The 20,679-nt window shown below is 46.6% G+C and carries 10 protein-coding genes and 1 pseudogene; 8 read left to right on the top strand and 3 right to left on the bottom strand.

Annotated features, from left to right (window positions below):
• Positions 1-61 precede the first annotated feature (61 nt).
• Both GSO_RS12010 and GSO_RS12005 read right to left on the bottom strand, forming a co-directional pair.
• Positions 62-799: a hypothetical protein gene (locus GSO_RS12010; protein WP_010492514.1), complete on the bottom strand. Its 738-nt coding sequence runs from the start codon at positions 797-799 to the stop codon at positions 62-64.
• A gap of 428 nt (positions 800-1,227) precedes the next feature.
• A complete protein-coding gene (locus GSO_RS12005; protein ID WP_044112949.1) occupies positions 1,228-2,385 on the bottom strand; it encodes a YncE family protein in 1,158 nt (385 codons plus the stop codon).
• A gap of 652 nt (positions 2,386-3,037) precedes the next feature.
• On the opposite strand from GSO_RS12005, the gene GSO_RS12000 reads away from it, so the two are divergent.
• The 3 genes from GSO_RS12000 to GSO_RS11990 all read left to right on the top strand — a co-directional run bounded on the left by GSO_RS12000 (position 3,038) and on the right by GSO_RS11990 (position 6,100).
• Positions 3,038-3,289 carry a membrane protein gene (locus GSO_RS12000; RefSeq protein WP_010492512.1) on the top strand — a complete coding sequence of 84 codons (252 nt, stop codon included), beginning with the start codon at positions 3,038-3,040 and terminating at the stop codon, positions 3,287-3,289.
• A gap of 380 nt (positions 3,290-3,669) precedes the next feature.
• Positions 3,670-5,517, top strand: a complete 1,848-nt coding sequence (locus GSO_RS11995; RefSeq protein ID WP_081379788.1) for a GW dipeptide domain-containing protein — start codon at positions 3,670-3,672, stop codon at positions 5,515-5,517.
• A gap of 106 nt (positions 5,518-5,623) precedes the next feature.
• The gene (locus GSO_RS11990) at positions 5,624-6,100 is read left to right on the top strand and encodes a Dps family protein (protein ID WP_010492510.1); all 477 of its coding nucleotides are present in this window, start codon (positions 5,624-5,626) and stop codon (positions 6,098-6,100) included.
• 167 nt (positions 6,101-6,267) lie between these two features.
• On the opposite strand, the gene GSO_RS11985 is transcribed toward GSO_RS11990, so the two are convergent.
• On the bottom strand, positions 6,268-7,323 hold the full coding sequence (locus GSO_RS11985; protein WP_010492509.1) for a CPBP family glutamic-type intramembrane protease: 1,056 nt from the start codon (positions 7,321-7,323) through the stop codon (positions 6,268-6,270).
• Between the two features lie 583 nt (positions 7,324-7,906).
• Between GSO_RS11985 and GSO_RS18615 the strand changes: the two are divergent.
• The 5 genes and pseudogenes from GSO_RS18615 to GSO_RS16250 form a co-directional block, all read left to right on the top strand.
• A pseudogene (locus GSO_RS18615) lies at positions 7,907-8,056 on the top strand (Gfo/Idh/MocA family oxidoreductase); the annotation flags it as partial.
• A gap of 3 nt (positions 8,057-8,059) precedes the next feature.
• Entirely contained in the window at positions 8,060-8,779 is a 720-nt protein-coding gene (locus tag GSO_RS16025) for an oxidoreductase (RefSeq protein WP_235500837.1), read from the top strand.
• Positions 8,780-9,016: 237 nt separating this feature from the next.
• Positions 9,017-10,534: a glycosyltransferase gene (locus tag GSO_RS11970; protein WP_010492505.1), complete on the top strand. Its 1,518-nt coding sequence runs from the start codon at positions 9,017-9,019 to the stop codon at positions 10,532-10,534.
• A 13-nt stretch (positions 10,535-10,547) separates the two neighbouring features.
• On the top strand, positions 10,548-12,104 hold the full coding sequence (locus GSO_RS11965) for a glycosyltransferase family 4 protein (protein WP_010492504.1): 1,557 nt from the start codon (positions 10,548-10,550) through the stop codon (positions 12,102-12,104).
• An 839-nt stretch (positions 12,105-12,943) separates the two neighbouring features.
• Positions 12,944-20,668 carry a Ser-Ala-175 repeat protein gene (locus tag GSO_RS16250; protein WP_010492503.1) on the top strand — a complete coding sequence of 2,575 codons (7,725 nt, stop codon included), beginning with the start codon at positions 12,944-12,946 and terminating at the stop codon, positions 20,666-20,668.
• Positions 20,669-20,679 lie beyond the last annotated feature (11 nt).

Here is a 20,679-nt window from a genome sequence, read left to right as displayed (position 1 = left end):
ACTAAATAAAATTGGCAAACTTGTAATAGACTATATTCAAATGAAATAGGCACACGCAAAACTAAACGCCATCTGGATTGCGGCCTTTTTCCTTAACCGACTGCAACATATACATATCCTCCCCAACGGCCTGCTTAGCTCCTTGTTGCCAAAGCCGCCCGTTGACGTGATGCATCAATATCTTGGCAGTCTGATGATCCACCAGCACTGTGTGTTCATGATGCGGATCGTCAGTTAACGGTGCATAGCCTGCGCTGATTCGGGCTAACTGTTCTGTCACATCCATCAAAAGTCGACTGCCTGCCAGAATTTCCGAAAAGTGGGCAGCATGGTAGGTCGTTGGTAAAGCCATTTTCATATTCCCACAAAATTTGACGGTAATAATCTGCTTGCCTCCGCGGCGCTGAATGGCATGGTCAACTAGGTGATGGGAAGCAACCCAAATGACACTGCGATGATCAGGCGTAGATAGCGGAATAAATGCATAGCCGGGTCCGGCAAGCATCTTCGGCAACTTTTCCGCGTTACCATGATATAATTTCGTCACGATAACTTGATGTACCGATTGCGAATAAATAGATTCGTCTTCGTGGTAACGGACAAAGCTTAAAGAGGTATTCGGCAACAGATAGTTGGCAGTTGCTGTTAGCGCCAGCATTTTTCCCGACAGAAAATTAGCTGGCAAAGGGAGAATCGCAATAATATCCTTTAGCGGCAACTGTACGCCATCCGAAACCAAAGCTTCCGCGGCTAGTCGTTTAACGAAACATTCATGTTCTTCATTTATGGCTTCGTCCATAGAGCGTTATGTATAGCTTGAATACTATCGTAAACGTTTTCAAAAAGAAAGCCAAACGACTTACCGAGTTAACATATTGATCCGCTTTAGAACGCTATCCATAGGAAAACTATTTGACGCGCGGTATTATCCGATTACTGCCGCCTAAAGACAATCAAGCCAAGTTGGTGGTGATCAAGTTATGTATAGGTTGATCCTGCGTGAGCGGTAAACGTGAGACATCAAGTTAGGCAGGGGATAGTTGATCAGGCACAATGATCTTAGGATCGTTGTGTTTTTGTTCGCCAATCGTTTTCCGTGGCGCAGATGATGCCGTTGAAATTATCCGACTTAAAAATAAACAGCCGTAACCTCCCGCAGTCTTTGAACTGACGAGTAGGTTACGGCTGTTTTACGATTTCCAATCACTGATGTTCAGGCAAAATGCCTTAAACGGTTAAAGGCAAGTACATGATCCGATCCATGTAATGCGGCCGGTGGAAGAACCAACCTTCTTCACGATAAGCCTTTGCGCCACTTTCGAAGATAAGGAGCAACTCATTTTGATCAGGGTTAAAGCTGATTTCCTCGACAGAGTTCGGCACATTGATCATTTTATCGCCAGCTTTTGGTGCTTTAAAATCTAACTTTTCCCACCCTTTATCCACGGCCATCCGGATCCAGATTTTGCCTGGTGTGCTGCCGTTTGACTGGCTGAACAACGTCACACCGTCTTTGGCAATCGCAACACCTTGCAGCCGATCCCACGCAGGATTGTAAGAGTTGATGATTTTCTTTTTGATGAGGGTTTTGAAAAGAATGTCTAACATTTGGGTCGTGCTTTTATGCTGTGTCTGCGGGGCGAGGTCGGTGACGATCTTGTCAAACTGTTTTTGCGTGATCGCATTTGGCAGGTTCTCGTCATTAAGGGGCAACGCAATCAGCGAACGTCCGGTCGTCTTTTTGCCGTACTTCACCAAGACCAATTGATGGTTGTAAAGGGTCATGGCCGAGGTGCGGTTAGCCAGATGGAATGGAATCCGGGTCGAGGCCAGCGGTGCCTGGTTGACTTGCGGCTGATAGGCGTCAATTTCGCGTTGTGCGGCATAGCTGATGCCAGCGCCACCCGCTTTTGAGTTATCATCCGACCAAAGCAGTCGCTGCTTGTCGAGATCGTAAGTAATGCCGCCGACATGCGCCTTGGAGCGTAAAATAAGCGTCTTATTGTAACGCCCGGTTTTGGCATCAATTTCGATAATAATGGAATTTAACCGATGATCACCATCATACATACTGACATAAAGCGCTTTTTTAGACTGCGTAACGCCTTGTGGTACCCAGTTGGTCCCAAAGGCCGCTTGCCGGGTTTTGTTGTCGATTGACCACGCGCCTCGTAACCCCGGGATCACCGCCATCTTCGTCTTTTTTGCCAAGTGCACACCAGACGACGGTTGCCGAATTTCGGTAATGCGTTTTTGTGCTTCACTTTCAGACTGCAGTGGACGCGGATCTGCCTGCCACTTTTTGACGTCGGCAGGTTGATCAACCAGCTGTTGATAATGATAATGGTCAATTAGCCACCATCCGCCGATACCAAGTGCCGCCATGCTCACAAGGGTTCCGATTGTCACCCAAATCCATTTTTTCAAAAGGCTATGCTCCTCTGTTTTGTGATTGCTAATAAATATCTTTATTTATTGATGCCATAGTGTGAAAAGTAAGTCAAATCTTTTGCTATGGCCCACAGTGCGGATCGGTCTTCAACGAAAATTGATAATCGAATACGTTTAATTAATTTATCGTTAAATGATCCCAGCACATCACGAGGGGGTTCGTTTTCTCTTTAAATACAACTTTTAAAAACTGATTTCTTGACTATATATGTGGTAAAAGCGTATATTTATGTCGCGGTAATAATGTTGATTCGTAAGAAGAACGCTTGACATTAAATTAATCAGAAGAAAGACGCTGTTTAATTTTACAAATAGTGCGTGCGTTTAACATTGTTACTAAAAAATGCACTACATGGAAAAAATAAAGTGGTTAACATGGGGAAAATCCTAGGAACCAAGTTGGAGGAGTTACTAAGCAAGGAGGGGAACCCTTTAGAATAAGATCCAAAAATGGGTGTATACAGGAGTTGCAGCCATCTTGTTATTCGATGACCTATCATTCGCACAACAACCAATCCGGGCCGCTGTAAATACACCAGGAGTCGTAGGTTCTAACAGCCTCCATTAAAATCCAACGACGGCACAAGTGGCAAAAGGTATTGGGCAATTAATCATTAAAAACTTGGAAATTCATACTGATCAAAACTACGATCCGCCAAAAAATATCGTGGCGGCGTTTTACAGGGATATCAGTCCTGTTTCACTATCCAAGATTAATGTTGATGGGAACGTTGATGTGGCAAAATCGGGTACCTATCGAATTAAGTCTTGGTTTGCTGAATATACACTAGCCAACGAGATTGATGTTATTAGCTATACCTATGTCACGGTTCAGTAGTGGGGAATAAATAAATTTTTTAACGGCTATGATTCGGCTCAAACTAACAAAAGAAGAAAGAAGCGAATAATGCAAGAAGAGACATTGTTTTAAAAACGGTTTGGCTCTTTTTAATAACCTTAAAAACGGAGGTCCTTCGTATTGCTGATGGTTGTTATCTCATTTATTCCTCGCTAGTTTCTTGAGTGTTGTTGAGTAGCGGACGTTGATTGCTTGATTGAATTTTCGAATAACTAATTTGTAATGATAATCGATATTCTTTGTAAAAATCTATTGTAAAATAAGAAATAATGAATATTGGCTTAATAACCAATTAGATGAGTATGGAGACGAAAGAAATGTGTAATTATGTAATTTGTAAAAATTTTTAAGGAGTGATAATGATGGTTGGAAATCATTCGAAAATCACTAATCAAATTGTTAATGCTATTGTAATCATGTTAATGGCATTTTCCGGTCCTGTGTTAAATATGCCGACATTGGCACCTCAGCCAGTTCAAGCTGAAGAGAATAAAGCAGACATTTTTAAAGACGGCCCCGCTTATGATATGCCAACAGCAACAAAGGTTAACTATCAGGCAGTTGTTAAGAGTGACTGGAATTTGCTCAATAAGTCCTTTACAGCACCTGGGTATCAAACGGTTGGCTATTACAGTTCAATAATTGGTGCCAGTTACATTGGGACAAAGGTGACAATTAGCGAGCGTGTTAAGGGAGTAATAGCGTACGCGGATCTTATTACTTTGCCATCAGGAAAATCTTACTGGGTGGATGAACGTAGTCTAACTATCACCTCAGATGTTTACCAAAACGGTCCTGCGGTGAATCTACCCAACTCAAGAGCTGTTGACTATAATGCCAAAGTAATTTCTGACTGGAATTTATGTTCAGAACCGTGGCATACGTTAGCTTATTTTTCTAGCGTGAATGGCAAAAATTATGTTGGACAAGCAGTTAGAGTAACTCGTGAAATTAATCTCGGTAATGGTGTAATAGCTGTTTTGGTTACATTGCCTGATGGTTATTCATACTGGGTAGATAAGAAGAGCTTAGCTATCACCTCAGATATTTATCAAAACGGCCCAGCATTGAATCTACCTAATGCGGAAATTGTTTTCTATAAAGCAAAAGTCGCTTCTGACTGGAATTTATGTTCAGAACCATGGCATACGTTAGCTTATTTTTCTAACGTGAATGGCAAAAATTATGTTGGACAAACTGTAACAGTAACTCGTGAAATTGATCGAGGTGATGGTGTAATAGCTGCTTTGGTTACATTGCCGGACAATTTCTCGTATTGGGTGGATAAAAACTCATTAGCGGTTGATTATCAAGTCTTATCCGTAGAAAAGTACCAAGTTGACAAGTCGGATCCAACGTATTGGCAGGATTTTCGAAGTGATGGTAGTAGAATATATACAATAAAACCAACAGCAACCGACTATCCAATATATCAGGAGACATTTGGAAGCGGGCATGTTTTGGATGATTCAAGCAACTTGGTCGGAACATATTATTTGGCCAATGAAGAAGCAATCGTCTTAAATCCAAGTGGCAAAAAAATTACAGCTGTTCATATTTCGAATGACAACGTAAATTGGTACTGGGTTGACAAAAATGCGTTGAGTTTGGGGCAGGATGGTTACAAAACTGCTTATGAGGGGGTCACTGGAAACGGTTTGAATGGGGCAATCAAATACTGGATTGGTAATGATGATCCGTTAGCTAATGAGATTCAAATCGCCATTGATAAATGGAATTCAGAGATTCCAGGTCTCTTTGGAAAGGCCGACTCCCCATCGAATGTAAATATTAATTTTGAAGAAAAAAGTTTGGACAACCCTAATTCTTGGGCATCAACGGTACATTATGGCGCGGCAAATATTGTCACCATAGAGCTTAATACCACAGGTTCGGCAAGTCTTACAGTCAATAAATATATTGATAGCGAAGGTACTGCCAACATCATCGAACATGAAATCGGACATGCGCTTGGGTTAGGTCATTCTGGCGCGGACGGCGCTGCATGGTCATTTTATACGACCCCATCTAACTTGATGTATATAGCCTCAGATGGCAGGAGTGATAATTACAACACAATTCCAAAGACGATGGTTGATGCGATTAAATTCATTCGAAGTCTAGGATGGACTTACGTTGGCCAGCCAAATAATGTACAGTTCAGTCTCCGGCCATTCAATGGTAGCAGATGGTTTGTCATTGATTGATGATTAATTAATGTCTCCGAGCTTTTTGCTAGAACCTCACAATTCCTCTGTGCCATAATGAAGTTGTTGTTGCAAACCATGTGCCAAACACAAGGAGGAATGATTGATGTCTGATGTTAAGTATCCGCAAACCATTGACCAGCTTAATCAATTGATTGCGGATTTGATGCAGCTTCAAACAAATGTGCAACAGATTCACTGGTATATGCGCGGTCATAATTTCTTTCGTCTTCACCCATTGATGGATGATTACAAAAATCAACTAGCCGAAGCATTGGATGCGATTGCAGAACGGCTCATTGCTTTGGGCGGATCACCGTACGCGACCACTCATGAGTTCATCGAACATACCGGTCTGCCTGATGAAAAAGTGGCATTTGGCCAGTACACGTTGGTGGAGCTGATGCAACGTCTCGTCAAGCAGTTTAAGTATTTGGCCGACCAGTATCAGAAAGCTATTGAAATCACTGATCAGGAACGCGACTTCCCGACCCAAGATATGATCAACGGGTACAAGGAAGAAACGGATAAAAACATTTGGATGTTAAATGCTTACCTGGGAAAGGGCCCGCTGGATGACTAATTTGCCATAACGGCTTTTGATAGTGACGACATAAAAACGCCGGCATGCGTTCCACACGTTTATGGTGGAAAGTATGTCGGCGTTTGACGTTATGTGGTTTTATTGGCGTAAATCTGGTTGAATTTGACGAATAGACAACAGCTAACCACGGCAGAAACGCGCAAAGGTTAAATTGTTAACGCTCCCTGTTTCGGCATAATCCGATCCAGCGTCCATTGCATGGTTTGGCGTCGCCGTCCAGTCAGCAACCAAACAGTCAACCCGATCATGACAACTTCCACAATAGTTTGGAATAAATAAACCGTTATTGATCCGGTGATTGAAGCCTCGGTGTTGCTGACGACCATGCTAAGAATATCAATGGTCGCGTGGACAAGCATCGGGATACTAAAGGAACCAACGTAAAGATAAACGGCGGCGATAAACCACCCGAAGACAGCAGCAAACTGAATCTGCGAAAGCGTGTCAAACCAATTTTGTTCACCCAAAACGTTGATCAAGTGGGAGGCGCCGAAGAGCAGACCGGTGATGAAGATGCTGCCTGATAATGCCAACCGATGCCGGCTCAACCAGACTAGCAACAAAGTTAAGACCATATAGCGGTACTCCCATTCCTCGGCAATCCCCGGCTCAAGTCCTTGAGCAAACCAGTTAAAGGTTAGGGGATTTGAATGCCATGACCAGATGAACAGGCTTTGAAACGAATCGTTCGTGCTAAAAGCATTCCAGAGCGTAAAGTAAATGATAAAGACAACCAAAACAATCAAGACACCGGCTTGCATATTCGGGTTGAACCGCCAGCTAGGAAGCGGCAGACCCCACTGACGCATCGCGATGGCGCCGACTAGCACTGAGAAAATCGCTGCCAAAACGCCGGCTTCCGCAAAACTCCAAAGCGGCGAAGCAAAAGCTGATTTGGTCAAACCTTCAGTAAAAGTGGTCCCTGCGTAAATAACCATAAACGCGACTAGCATGGTTGTGATAACTCGCGTCAAATAATGCTGGTCTGGCGTGAATAGAACTTTTGCAAAAGGAATATGAGCCAGTAAAATCAACACCGCGATCAGAATCAAACTTAAATTGCCTGGCAAAACACGCAAGAATTGCTGACCGCTGTAGAAAACAATAAGCGGATACACAATAAGTTGAATCAAAACTGCCAGCAGCTTGAATAAGCGGCTGATCCAATGCTTGGGTGCCGAAATGGCGCTTACCAGTAACAAGCCACCTTCGATAATGGTTAAGACAAGCGCCCATAACCAAAACTGTGCGCCTTGAGCCGCTAGAAAATAACCGGCTGTTAATATAAGTCCCTGGACAAAGTACCACCAAAACCAGGGGGAGCTGTATGCTTTATGTGATTAAATACCTCCCGTTGTTGTTGGTCTACATGTTAGCACAAGTCTATGCAAGGACGGTAAAATTAGACATCGAAATCTTGATATTGGGCTATCAATAAATACTTCATTGACTATTGGTATATGAGCTTTAGTTGATAGGCTCAACAATTCATCTGGTTGGTGGGACAGCCTCATATATGAATAAAATGATCAAGACGTGCATATCGAACACTTGACACTCATTATAAAATGCCGAATATAATAGCTTTATTAAATGTTATCTTTAGGTTATGCTGTACGCTTATACGACGTGTTTTTGGAGGAGAATGCAAATGATACATTACGGTCTTATTGGCACGAACCAAGCAACTGACGATTTCGTGCAGGCGGCAAATGTGACGAACAAATGGGAGCTCGGCGCTTTGTATGCCAGCGATGTTGATCAAGCAGATCAGTATGCCAAAAAATATGGTACGAATCAGACTTTTTTGATATTACTGATTTTTTTAAGAACGGCAATTTTGATACGGTTTTCATTGCCTCTCCCAATGGCGATCACTTTAGCCATATTAAGCAGGCAATTCAGGCTGATAAGCATGTCATTGCGCAGCCGCCAGCTTTGACAAATCCCACTGAGTTTGCCGAGGTGGAACAGTTGTTGATCGATCATCCCCGAGCTTTATTTTTTGAAGGGGCTTATCCGATTCACATGCCAAACTTTAAAAATATTGAAGCTGCGGTTGGCAAAATGACCATGATTCAAGGGGCTACTTTGGTTGCGATGCGGGAACAACCGGAGTATGACGCTATTTTAGAAGGAGCCCAACCTGAAGGCTTTACCTTGGCATCCTGTGGTGGCGCGTTGCAGCAAAAAGGGGTTTATGCCATTTACGCGGCTTTGAAACTATTTGGCCGGCCGAATTCGGCAACATACTTTGCGACAGCTGTTGAGACGGGAGTTGACGGCACAGGGGTTGCTTTCCTGCAATATGACCATTTTTATGTGACGCTTCACTTTGGGTTTACCACGGATTCATATATGCCCACGGAAGTTAATGGCCACCATGAACTGATTCAGGTTGATGATTTAACCGAAATGCATCTGGTTCAGCATTATGATGCCCAAAAGAAGATCACGCCGCTGATGTCAGCTGATTATACGTATCACTTTACTGGTGAATTATTGGCTTTCACTGAAATGCTGGAACACCCGTATACGGCGGAAAATCGTAAAAAATATCGAGAATGGTTGCAGTTAGCAGAAGATGTCAACAATGTGGTGTATCATTTGCGCCAAATGGTGGGGATTAAGTTCCCGACGGATACGCCGCAAAAGTAAGACGGAAGACCGACGTGGTGGTTTTTCAAACGACCTGATGACAAATTTATTTATAATATCGAGTCTTCATAATTTTGTCATCAGGATGGGTATGTTATATTAAGCTTGCGCTATATGAGAATCGCTATTGTTATATAGCCATGTTCAACTTCGAAATACAGATCAGCGGGTGATGATCTTAGGTTGTTGAGCAGATGATGCTTTGTCAATATTGATTTGGGATGGTGGAGGAGAAAAATGATTTTTTTCTTGGATGAGTATTTATTACAAAAGAATTCGAGCGTTGAACACGCGGCGGCCAAACGCTTGGCTTTGTTCAAGCGATTCAACCAACCGGCTGTCATTTTGACCCGGGACTTTGATCGGTTAAGCGTGCGAACGTTGGAGAAAATGAAGATTGCGCAAACGGACGTGTTGAACATGTTTGATTACTTTCAACATATTCCCAGCGATATGCCGGAAAAAACGGTGCTTAACGATGAAATGAATTTGCCAACACTTGACGAGGTATCGGTTGATGCTAATCAGAGTCAAGTGACCGATGGCGATCGGCTTCGTCGGCAAGTAGGGTACATACCGGAAACATATGGGCACGTTTTTTACCAGAATTATTTGGATGATCAGGGCAATGAAATTGAACGTGACTTATGGGATGCGCGCGGTTTTCGGTCTGCTACGCAATATTTTGGTCGTGACGGGCTGCTGACGTTTGAGCGCTACTATGATTTGGATGGCAAGCCGGTCATTGAAACTTATTATGCCGGTAATCAGGCTGATCAAATGCAGCTCACTCGGGTTGTCTTGAAAGGCAAGACGATTCTTGATGATCGGGAGTTTGATGATCTAGACGGCTTGTTTACAGATTTCCTAGATGAATTGGCGGATGCAGATCCGGGTGAAACCATCTTTATCAGCGACCGCCCGGGTGTTGGTGTTTTGCCATTAATGAATATGCAGCAGACGGCTAAAAAGTTCATTTACGTTCCGATTAACCATGTCGTGAATAACGGCAGTCAGCAAACGGATCCTGTAGATGGTTATCTGAAACCTGCTTTTGCCGATCCAGCCAAAATCGATGGCTTCATCGTTCAGACGCCAAGTCAACGCGATGCTATCGTAAAGCGGTTTCCGACGGCAAAAGTGACGGCTATTCCAGCAGTCACAATCGATCCCGATACGTTACCGCAAAAGCCTGCTGAAGCCACAACTGATGTTAATAATAAAAAGTTAATGTACGTTGGCCGAATTGCTGAAGAACGGCAGCTTGACCAAATGATCCGAGCGCTGGGTTTGGTCAACAGTAAGATTCCGGGCGTTGAATTGGACTTGTACGGTTATGGGGATGCTGATTACCAAAAGAAGCTTGAAGCGTTAACCAAAGACTTAAAACTTGATAAGCAGGTTCATTTTAAAGATTACGTGACTGATTTGGATCAGCGATATGAGCAGTACACGATGCTGCTGAATACAGCGGCAACTGACGGTGGACCGCTGGCAATTTTGGAAGCGCAGACGCATGGGCTTCCAGTTATCAGCTATCGGTTCCATTACGGCCCAAGCGATGAAATTGCCAACAAAGAAGACGGGTATTTGGTTCCGCAAAATGATCTGGCAATCATGGCAAAGCTCATTGTTGATTTATTGCAACATCCGGAAAAGCGCGCGGCGTTTGGGCAAAAAGCGTTGGAAAATGTCAGCCAACGTTTGGATGAAGCCGGCGTCTACAAGCAGTGGCAGCAAGTCTTAGGTCTGTAATGGAGGTTGGGTTATGTATTATTTTTTAAATGAGAATATGCAGTTTGCTAAATCAGGCATTGAAGGCGCGGAAATTCAGCGACTGAACTTATTCAATCAGCATCAAATTCCGGCGAAAATCGTCACGCGGGTTTTTGCCATGAATTTACATGATGTGACCGCCGATGCCAAGATTAGCGACGATCATTTTGTGAATCTGTTCGATTATTTTTGCGGTACCACCCATGTTGAAAAGAATGTGACCACAGTTGATGATGTCATTGCTGTTGGAGATGACGTCACACAGAAGGCCGAAGACAACAAAATCACGTATTTTAAGAACAACAAACTTTATCGGATTGCCTATCTGCGTCAAGGCGCCGAAAATCCACGTGAAATCAGTAATGTTCAATATTTTGATGCAACCGGTCGTACGACGAAGATGAGCTGGTGGAATTCCCGCGGCTTTCTTTGCCTGAACCAGTATTTTGACAATGCCGGTAATATCTTCCAAGAACATTATCTGGACTTGGAAGGGAACGTTAAGATCGAAAAACTCCATTATCTCAATCGGGCAAACAAAGAGAAGTTTTCGTACAAGTTAGATGATTTTGAAGGCGTGGACTATTTGTTCGATGGCCTACATGATTTGACGCGGTTTTTCTACGATCAGCTGAATAAAGTTGATGGTGGGTACAATGTGTTTATTAGCGATCGAACTACGGAGACTGGCTGGGGATTACGACATATGGAGACGACAGCATTTAAAGTGTTGCATTTACACAACAACCATTTGGCTGATGACAAAGATATCATGCATGACCGATTGAACAATTTCTATGCCAGCTCACTGAACAATCTTGATAAGTGGGACGGTATTATTGCGCCATCTTCGCAGCAGAAAAAGGACGTGGAGGCACGATGGGGAACCAAGCCGCCAGTCTTTAATATTCGGGTTGCATTTGTTAAGGCCACAGATGTTGAAGCCAATAAAGTGCCGTTTGCACAACGGGAAAATAATCTCGTCGTTCATGTCGCTCGCCTAGCACCAGAGAAGCAGCAAGACAGTTCAATCAAAGCCTTCGAAAAAGTACTCAAGGTTATTCCTGATGCTAAGCTCGAATTGTGGGGTTACGCTAACGGTGATGTGGGTGATAAGATGCGCGCCTTAGTCAAAGAACTGCATTTAGAAGATAGCGTACTATTCAAAGGGTACACAGGCAACATTGCTGAAGTTTATAATCGTGCACAAGTCGGGTTATTGCCATCAAGAGCTGAGGGTTTTCCACTAACCTTGATCGAAGCTCAATCGCATGGATTACCCATGATTGCAAATGATATTCACTATGGGCCGGCAGACATTCTTGAAGATGGTAAAAGCGGCATTCTGACTAAAAACGGCGATATTGATGGCTTGGCAGACGCCATCATTGATTTGCTTACGCATAAGGACAAGCTGGCAGCCTTCAGTGAAGAAGCTTATCAAAACGCGTTGCGCTTTACGGATGATAATACGTTTGAACAATGGCAGACGCTGTTCGACTACGCCGCGAAAAAGCGCGCGAAAGTGTTAGCTGCAGAAGCACTATAGTTCCAAAATTGAGGAACCTTTAGGATTGAATTGTTAACGCATGGGAGAGATGGCAATGACCATCTCTTTTTTTGACTCAAAATTTGAAGCAAATGAGTAATCAACTAGAATGCGGAATCGGGTAGATCAAATGGCACCAAGAATTCTAGATAGTCAAAAAGTTGAAAAAATAACGATCGAGTAAGATTCTGATATTTCAGATTTTGAGATATTAATAATTACAAAATAGTGACTTCGGTGGATTTTTTAAGGACCTTTGAGAGCGCAAAAAATCGTAAAAGGTTCGTAAATAGCCATATAACGGTCTTTATTGTCATTTTTTGACAATATTTTTTAAAGCAAATAACACGTTATCAAAATACTAAAAAATCTTTTTATAACATTGGAGTTGTGATGTCATGAGAAATGTTATAACATGTGAATGCGTCAAAATAACAGGCATAATATCTGGAGGTGATCGTAATTACAGGCAAATGAATAATGACCTGCCTGTCATCAAATTTTAAACGAAACCACAAATGCAATCATCAAGCTGTCTGACGTACGCCGGCTCTTGGGTGGGTTGCTGTGGCCTTGCTGATCGCCAAATGCTAGCAATATTGGTCATTCTAGAACGCCAATACCTGACTAGCCTTTTTCGGATTTTAAAACATCACTTAAAACTAATGGTGGTCAGCAGGCTTAAGTTAGTATTTCAGCAGCTTTTGTAAAAAATGGTAAATCGAACTTGAGACTCGGTTTTGCCACTGAACCACAGATTTATGCGACATCGTTTTCACATTTTTAATCAGAAATGTGGCTAATGATGTCCCAATTTTTTAATTAAGTGGGGCGAGCAAATGGAAAAGTTCAATAAAAAGCAGACGCTCGTAAAGAAAAATACGAACTTCAAAATGTATAAGGCGGGGAAGCGTTGGGTATTTGCTTATAGTATCCTTGCGTTCTTAGCCGGCGGTGCTGGCGTCGCTATTTCTGAATCGGCGCCGGTTCATGCGGACTCGAATGTTGAGCAGTCCATTGCGGCAGCGGCGGCACTCAGCAATACTTCGACGCCAACATCATCTGTTGCACAACAATCAGCAGCTTCCAGTGCGCAGAGTCGTGCGCCGCAAAGTACGGGTGCCCAACAGAGTCAGGCTAATGATGCCGCAATTCAGGCAAGCGTTCAGGTTGCTTCCCAGGCACAAGCTGCTGCACCAAGTTCAGCAGCTACTACCAATGTGCAGACACAAAGTACGGCGCCACAAGTGCAAACAGCAACGACTCCGGCATCTGCGTCGGCTTCATCAGCAGCTGCAACTTCAGCAACTGCAAACCCAGCAGCCGCAAGCTCGGTTACGCTGGCTTCGGGGTCTGTCGCGAGTGATAGCGGTGATTTTCCCAAATCACTGACCATGGATCAAAATGGCGATAAGTCTGTTTTGATGACTGCCAACAACTTGACGATTCATGCGGGGGACGCAGCTTTCAAGAGCGCCTTTCCTGACAATGCAGTCGCCAGTGCTGCAACACAAGGCGAACAACTTGTAACCTTTGAATTAGGTAATGGGGTAACGCTCAGTGCAAGTTTAGCGGAAGGTACCATTGACTATTCGCAGACTACCGATGTCGGTGATGGCCAGTTTCATGGACCATTTGCGGCGATCACGCCTTTACCTAAGATCAGCACAGAGCTTGCCAAGCAAGTTGGCCGTCCAGAGACAGATGCCAATATTCCAGTATGGAACAGTGTTGAAGACTACAACAAGCCGGGTACGTATGCAGTTGTTTATACCGTTCAAGCTGCACAAGCAACCGGTGCGACAGAATTCGTCGGCGCCTTTACTGGGTACTTCTTTATTCGGGTTATCCCAGCTGCAGATACAACGAAGCCAACGTCTGAAGCTTCTACGGCAAGCACTTCAGCAAGCCAAGCAACGGTGACAGCAAATTCCGCCGCTGATATTGCAAACACGGCAAGTACAGCTGCCAGTTCTGCGTACGCCTATACCTCTGGTGCTGCATCAAGACATCCAGATAACAAGGATCTAGCAGATCTCAATAGTGTTGCGTCTGCTGCTAACACTAAGACAGCAGGACTTGCATCAGCAGCAGCTAGTGACGCTGCGGGCGCTAAGGGACTGGCTACTTCGGTTGCGGATGCAAATAAGGCGGTTGAGAGTGCAGTTGCTCAAGTAGATGCGGCCAATAAAGCTGGCAACTATGATGCTGCTGGTTCGTATGCTAACGAAGCAGCAAAAGCAGCAAGTAACGCCTCGTCACTTGCTGCCAAAGCAAACGAACAAGCTGCAAAAGCTTTGCAAGAAGCTAATGATGCATCTGATGCCGCCAAGGTTGCAACTGATGCTATGAACAAAGCTAAGACAATTGCCGCAGCTGCAGATGCAAAAGATTTTGCAAGTAATGCTAAGAAATCTGCAGAAGCGGCATCGGATTCAGCAAGCCAAGCAAGCACTGACGCTAAAAAGTATCCTTCCGATACCTTGATTTCTAATGCGGCAAGCACTGCATCTTCTGCAGCGGCAAAGGCTTCTGATGCTGCAACCCAAGCTTCTGATGCGGCAAAGAACGGCAACGAATCAGCAGCATCTAATGCAGCGAGTGACGCGGCGAGCGACGCAAAAATTGCTTCTGATGCAGCTGCCACGGCCCATAACCAGGCAAATGCCAATGAGGCACGAGGCTATGCCGACAATGCTAAAGCTTCTGCAAATCAAGCCTCGGCATCTGCAAGTCAGGCAGATAATTTTGCCAAAGAGTATCCTTCTGATGCGAAGGTTTCCACAGCTGCTGCCAAAGCAGACACCGCTGCCAAGGCAGCTTCTGATGCAGCAAAGGCTGCAGACGAAGCCGCCTCAAAGACCGATCCACATACTGCGTTCAGTCAGGCTGCTATTGCTTCCCAAGCGGCTGCAACAGCATCTGATGCGGCGGCTGAAGCGGCAAAAGCAGCGTCTGCAGCATCAGATGCGAATAGCAGTGCTGCCGTTACCGATGCCGGAAAGTTTGCGGATGCGGCTAAGAAGTCTGCCGATGATGCTGCTACTTCCGCCAAGCAGGCAGGATCGACGAAAGATAAGTATCCAAGCGATCCACTGATTGTTCATGCTGCGGATACCGCAAGTAGTGCTGCAGCTAAGGCTTCCGATGCTGCTACAGCGGCAGCAACCGCCGCCAAGAACGGCAACGTTTCCGGAGCATCTGACGCGGCTAGTCAGACTGCTGGGTTTGCAAAAGATGCTTCCGATGCTGCAAGCTTGGCTACAAGTGAAGCTAATGTGGTGCGAGCAAAAGAATTGGCTGGTCAGGCAAAGAATTCTGCTGACCAAGCCGCGGCCTCTGCGACTAAAGCAGAAGGTTATGCAAAACAATATCCTTCTGATGCAGCAATTTCTAAAGCCACGAGTACTGCGACCTCTGCTGCCGCTGTTGCATCCACTGCAGCAAGTGATGCAGCGACTGCCGCTGAGAGTGGTGATGTGCCAACCGCTCTTGAGAAAGCTTATGATGCTGCCAATGCTGCTCAGGTAGCTAGTGCAGCTGCTAGTGACGCTGCGAAAGCAGCTGCTGCATACGGTGGTGGTGGCAATGATAGTGGCGGCAGCGGTTCTAATTCGCAGGCAGGTATCTATGCTGATGCTGCTCGAAGGGCTGCCAATGCCGCATCTGATTCTGCAAAACAGGCGGAAGCAAATCACGACAAGTACTCTTCTGATAGCACTGTCTCCACTGCAGCAAGCACAGCAAGTTCAGCGGCTGCCGACGCTGCAAAGGCAGCTGATGCTGCAAGTGATGCTGCCAAAACGGGGGATGTTGCAAAAGCAAGCAACGCGGCAAGTACAGCAGAAAGTGATGCGCGCATTGCTTCCGATGCTGCCAATACGGCGGCTAAAGCGGCAGAAGCTGCAAGCCAGGCTGCTTCTAAAGCTGCCAGTGATGCTGCCAAAGCAGCGGCAAATGATGCTGCCAAGGCCAGTGACGCAGCCAAGAATGCTGCGAACGATGCCGCCAACAACAGGTCTGATGCCAATATCCAAAGTGATGCAGACAAAGCAAGCGCAGCAGCAAGCCAAGCAAGCACCGCGGCAGCCAAAGCGAGTGACGCCGCAAGCAAAGACGATAGTTCTACGGCTTCAAAAGCGGCTACGGAAGCTTCAAACGCTGCCAAGACAGCAAATGACGCAGCCAGCGATGCTGCATCGCGTGCCGCAAGCAATGCTGCAAAGGCCGCAGCCGATGATGCCGCAAAGGCAAGCGACGCGGCAAAGAGCGCAGCCAGTGATGCTGCCAACAATAAGTCTGATGCCAATATCCAAAGTGATGCGGATACGGCAAGCACAGCAGCTAGTGCCGCAAATTCAGCAGCTGCAAAGGCAAGTGATGCCGCAAGCAAGGGTGACAGTGCAACTGCCTCAAAAGCGGCCGCGGATGCTTCAAACGCCGCCAAGACGGCACGTGACGCAGCCAGTGATGCTGCATCACGTGCTGCAAGCAATGCAGCGAAAGCAGCGGCAGATGATGCAGCCAAAGCTAGTGATGCAGCTAAGAAGGCTGCGAGTGACGCTGCTAACAACAAGTCTGATGCCAATATCCAAAGTGACGCAGACAGAGCAAGTGCGGCAGCAAGCCAAGCAAGCACTGCGGCGGCCAAAGCAAGTGATGCCGCAAGCAAGGGCGATAGTGCAACTGCGTCAAAAGCAGCTACTGACGCTTCGAACGCTGCCAAGACAGCAAACGACGCTGCATCACGTGCAGCAAACAATGCAGCAAAAGCAGCGGCAGATGATGCAGCTAAAGCTAGCGATGCAGCGAAGAAAGCTGCGAGTGACGCTGCTAACAACCAGTCTGATGCCAATATCCAAAGTGACGCAGATAAAGCAAAAGCAGCGGCAAGCCAGGCAAGCACAGCAGCTGCCAAGGCAAGTGACGCTGCAAGCAAAGGCGATAGCGCAACTGCGTCAAAAGCGGCCGCGGATGCTTCGAATGCTGCCAAGACAGCGAGCGACGCAGCTACTGATGCTGCAACCCGCGCTGCAAACAATGCCGCTAAAACTGCAGCCGATGATGCGGCCAAAGCAAGTGATGCTGCCCGTAATGGTGATAGTTCGACAGCTGCCAAAGCAGCCACGGACGCTTCAAACGCAGCTAATGCTGCAGTGAGTGCTGCGAGTGACGCTGCATCGCGTGCGGCAAACAATGCTGCGTCTGATGCTCACAAGTCGGCTGACGCTGCCTCTGATTCAGCAAGTCAGGCAAGCGAATTTGCAAATAACTATCCTGACAATGCTGCTGTTTCAAATGCTGCCAAGAAAGCAGCTGATGCCGCAGCCGATGCTGCCAAAGCGGCTAAAGATGCTGACAGCGCTGCCAAGAACCATGATGCAGCTAGTGCTTCTGAAGCAGCCAAACGCGCAGCAAATGCTGCCGCGAAAGCAGCAAATGCTGCAAACGACGCAGCAAAAGCCGCACAACGAGCTTCTGAAGCAGCTTCTCAGGCAGCTAAAGAATATGCTGATGATGCGCGTAGTTCAGCAAACGATGCTGCAGCCTCTGCAAGCCAAGCAAGCGATTACGCCAACAAATATCCTGATGATGCGGCTGTTTCAACTGCTTACAAGAAAGCCTCTGATGCTGCGACTGATGCCGCCAAAGCTGCTCAAGCCGCTGACAAGGCCGCGAAGAGTGGTAATGTTTCGGACGCGTCTGATGCAGCAAGTCGTGCAGCGGATGATGCGTTGAAAGCATCCAATGCTGCAAACGACGCCGCCAAAGCAGCTGCAAAAGCTTCTGAAGCAGCACTTAATGCAGCAAAGGGGTACGCGGATAATGCCCACAGTTCAGCGAATGAGGCTTCCGACTCGGCAACCCAGGCTAACGATTATGCAACCAAGTATCCTGACGATTCTACTGTTTCAAAGGCTGCCAAGAAAGCATCTGACGCAGCTGCCGATGCCGCCAAGGCTGCTCAAGCTGCTGACACAGCTGCAAAGAATGGCAATGTTTCTGATGCTTCTGAAGCAGCAGATCGTGCCGCGGCTGATGCTGTGAAGGCATCTAATGCTGCAAGCGACGCAGCCAAGGCAGCCGCCAAAGCTTCTGAAGCAGCATTGAACGCGGCCAAAGGTTACGCGGATAATGCACACAGTTCAGCGAATAATGCTTCCGACTCGGCAACCCAGGCTAACGATTATGCAAGCAAGTACCCTGACGATTCTGCTGTTTCAAATGCTGCCAAGAAAGCATCTGACGCTGCAGCTGATGCGGCCAAGGCTGCTCAAGCCGCTGACACAGCTGCCAAGAGTGGCAATGTGGCGGAAGCATCCGACGCAGCAAGTCGTGCAGCGGATGATGCTGTGAAGGCTTCTAATGCGGCAAATGATGCAGCCAAGGCAGCCGCCAAAGCTTCTGAAGCAGCATCGAACGCAGCAAAAGGTTATGCAACCGATGCTCATAGTTCTGCAGATAAAGCAGCAGATTCAGCAAAACAGGCTGCCAACTACGCGAATGAGTATCCTCAAGATTCGGATGTTTCAACCGCGTATAAGAAAGCTTCAGACGCAGCGACCGATGCCGCCAAAGCTGCTCAAGATGCTGACGTGGCTGCCAAGAGTGGCAACGTTGCTGATGCGTCGAACGCGGCAAGTCGTGCAGCAGATGATGCTGTAAAGGCTTCTAATGCAGCAAATGATGCGGCCAAGGCAGCCGCCAAGGCCTCTCAAGCTGCATTGAACGCGGCTAAGGATTACGCAGCTAACGCCCACAGTTTTGCAAATCAGGCATCTGATTCAGCAAATCAGACAAGTGATTACGCTAATAAGTACCCTGATAATGCAGTTATTGCTGATGCGCTCAAGCAGGCGTCTGCTGCTGCGGCTGATGCTGCCAAAGCAGCGCAGGCCGCTGACACAGCTGCCAAGACCGGCGATGTTTCAGGTGCCTCAAACGCAGCAAGTCGTGCTGAAGCCGATGCCGTGAAAGCCGCCAATGCGGCAAAGGATGCCGCGAAGGCCGCTTCGTCAGCAGGCAATAGTGGCACAAGCACAGCCGCAAATGGCTATGCTGATGCAGCAAGTAAGTCTGCTAAAGATGCAGCTGATTCTGCTAAGCAAACTGGTTCATATGCAAATGAGTATCCAAATGACAAGACGATTGCGGACGCAAACAAGACCGCTTCAGATGCTGCCAGTCATGCGGCTGATGCTGCCAAAACTGCTGAACAAGCAGCTAAAGCAGGCGATGCAAGCAAGGCCAGTGATGCAGCGAGTGTAGCAGCTAGTGATGCCAAGACGGCAAGTGATGCGGCACGTACAGCTGCTCAGGAGGCAGCTAACAATGCTGCCAAAGCTGCCGCCAACGATGCCGCGAAAGCAAGCGATGCCGCGAAGAATGCTGCAAATGATGCGAAGAACAACCCTTCTGATGCGGCCATCAATAGTGACGCCGCTAAAGCGAGTGATGCCGCCTCAAACGCAGCAGATGCTGCCGCTAGAGCGAGTGATGCAGCATCTAAGGGTGACGCATCTGCAGCTTCTCAAGCAGCTAATGATGCAGCCAAGGCCGCAAATACGGCAACCAGTGCAGCTAATGACGCCGCAACTAAAGCTGCCACCAATGCTGTTGCAGGACAAGATTATGTAAGTGCAGCAACTAGTGCCGCTGAAGCTGCTAAGAAGTCCGCTGCCTTAGCCTCTGATGCAGCAGCATCTACTGCCACAATTGCAAAGAATGATCCGAATAATAAGCAAATCGCATACTTGAATACTGATGCATCGACAGCTAGTTCAAATGCTGCATCTTATGCAACAGATGCCGCGACCAATGCAAATTCAGCCAAAATTGCTCAGTCCTTAGCTGGTGTCTTTAAAGAAGCTGGCAAGGCTGATGAAGCTGCTAAGTACACAGCAGCTGCTAAGCGATACGCCGATGCTGCGATTGCTGATGCTAATAATGCTGCAAATGCGGCAAGTCGTGCTGAAGCTGATCGCGATCTTGCTAAGGACCTGGCTACTCAAGCTAACAATGGCGCGCTTCCTGATACTAATGGCAATGGTACAAATGGTTCCGGTACTAATAGCAATGGTTCTACTAGTGGCAACGGTTCGAACGGTAATGGTAACAACGGCCAAGGGACTGGTACTAACGGTACAGGTACCGGCGCTGACGCTAATCACAACGGTAGCAATGGCACTAATAATGGCAACGGTTCGAACAGTAATGGTAACAATAGCCAAGGAACTGGTACGAATGGTTCAGGTGCCGATACGACCAACAATGGTGGTAATGGAACCAATGGTACTGGAACTGGTCTGAATGGCAATGGCACGAATGGTAGTGGTTCAACAACCGGCGCCAACAGTGTGGGTAAATTGTCGACAACGGGCGCTACGAATGGATCAGCCGCAAACAATGGAAATCAGTTTGGGAATGGTTCTACTAGTGGCGACCATTCACTACCACAAACAGGCGAAGATGAAGCTGCGGGTGCTATTGCATTAGCCGGCGTTGGCTTGATGGCTGCATTATCCCTTTACGGTGCAACCCGTCACCGTCGTCATGGCGCGTAATGCAGTTTGAA

This window comes from Lacticaseibacillus zeae DSM 20178 = KCTC 3804, assembly GCF_000260435.1.
In the GTDB taxonomy this organism is placed as follows: Bacteria; Bacillota; Bacilli; order Lactobacillales; family Lactobacillaceae; genus Lacticaseibacillus; species Lacticaseibacillus zeae.
The sequence above is the reverse complement of the archived record's forward strand: the minus strand, read 5'-3'. Positions and strand labels throughout refer to the sequence as shown.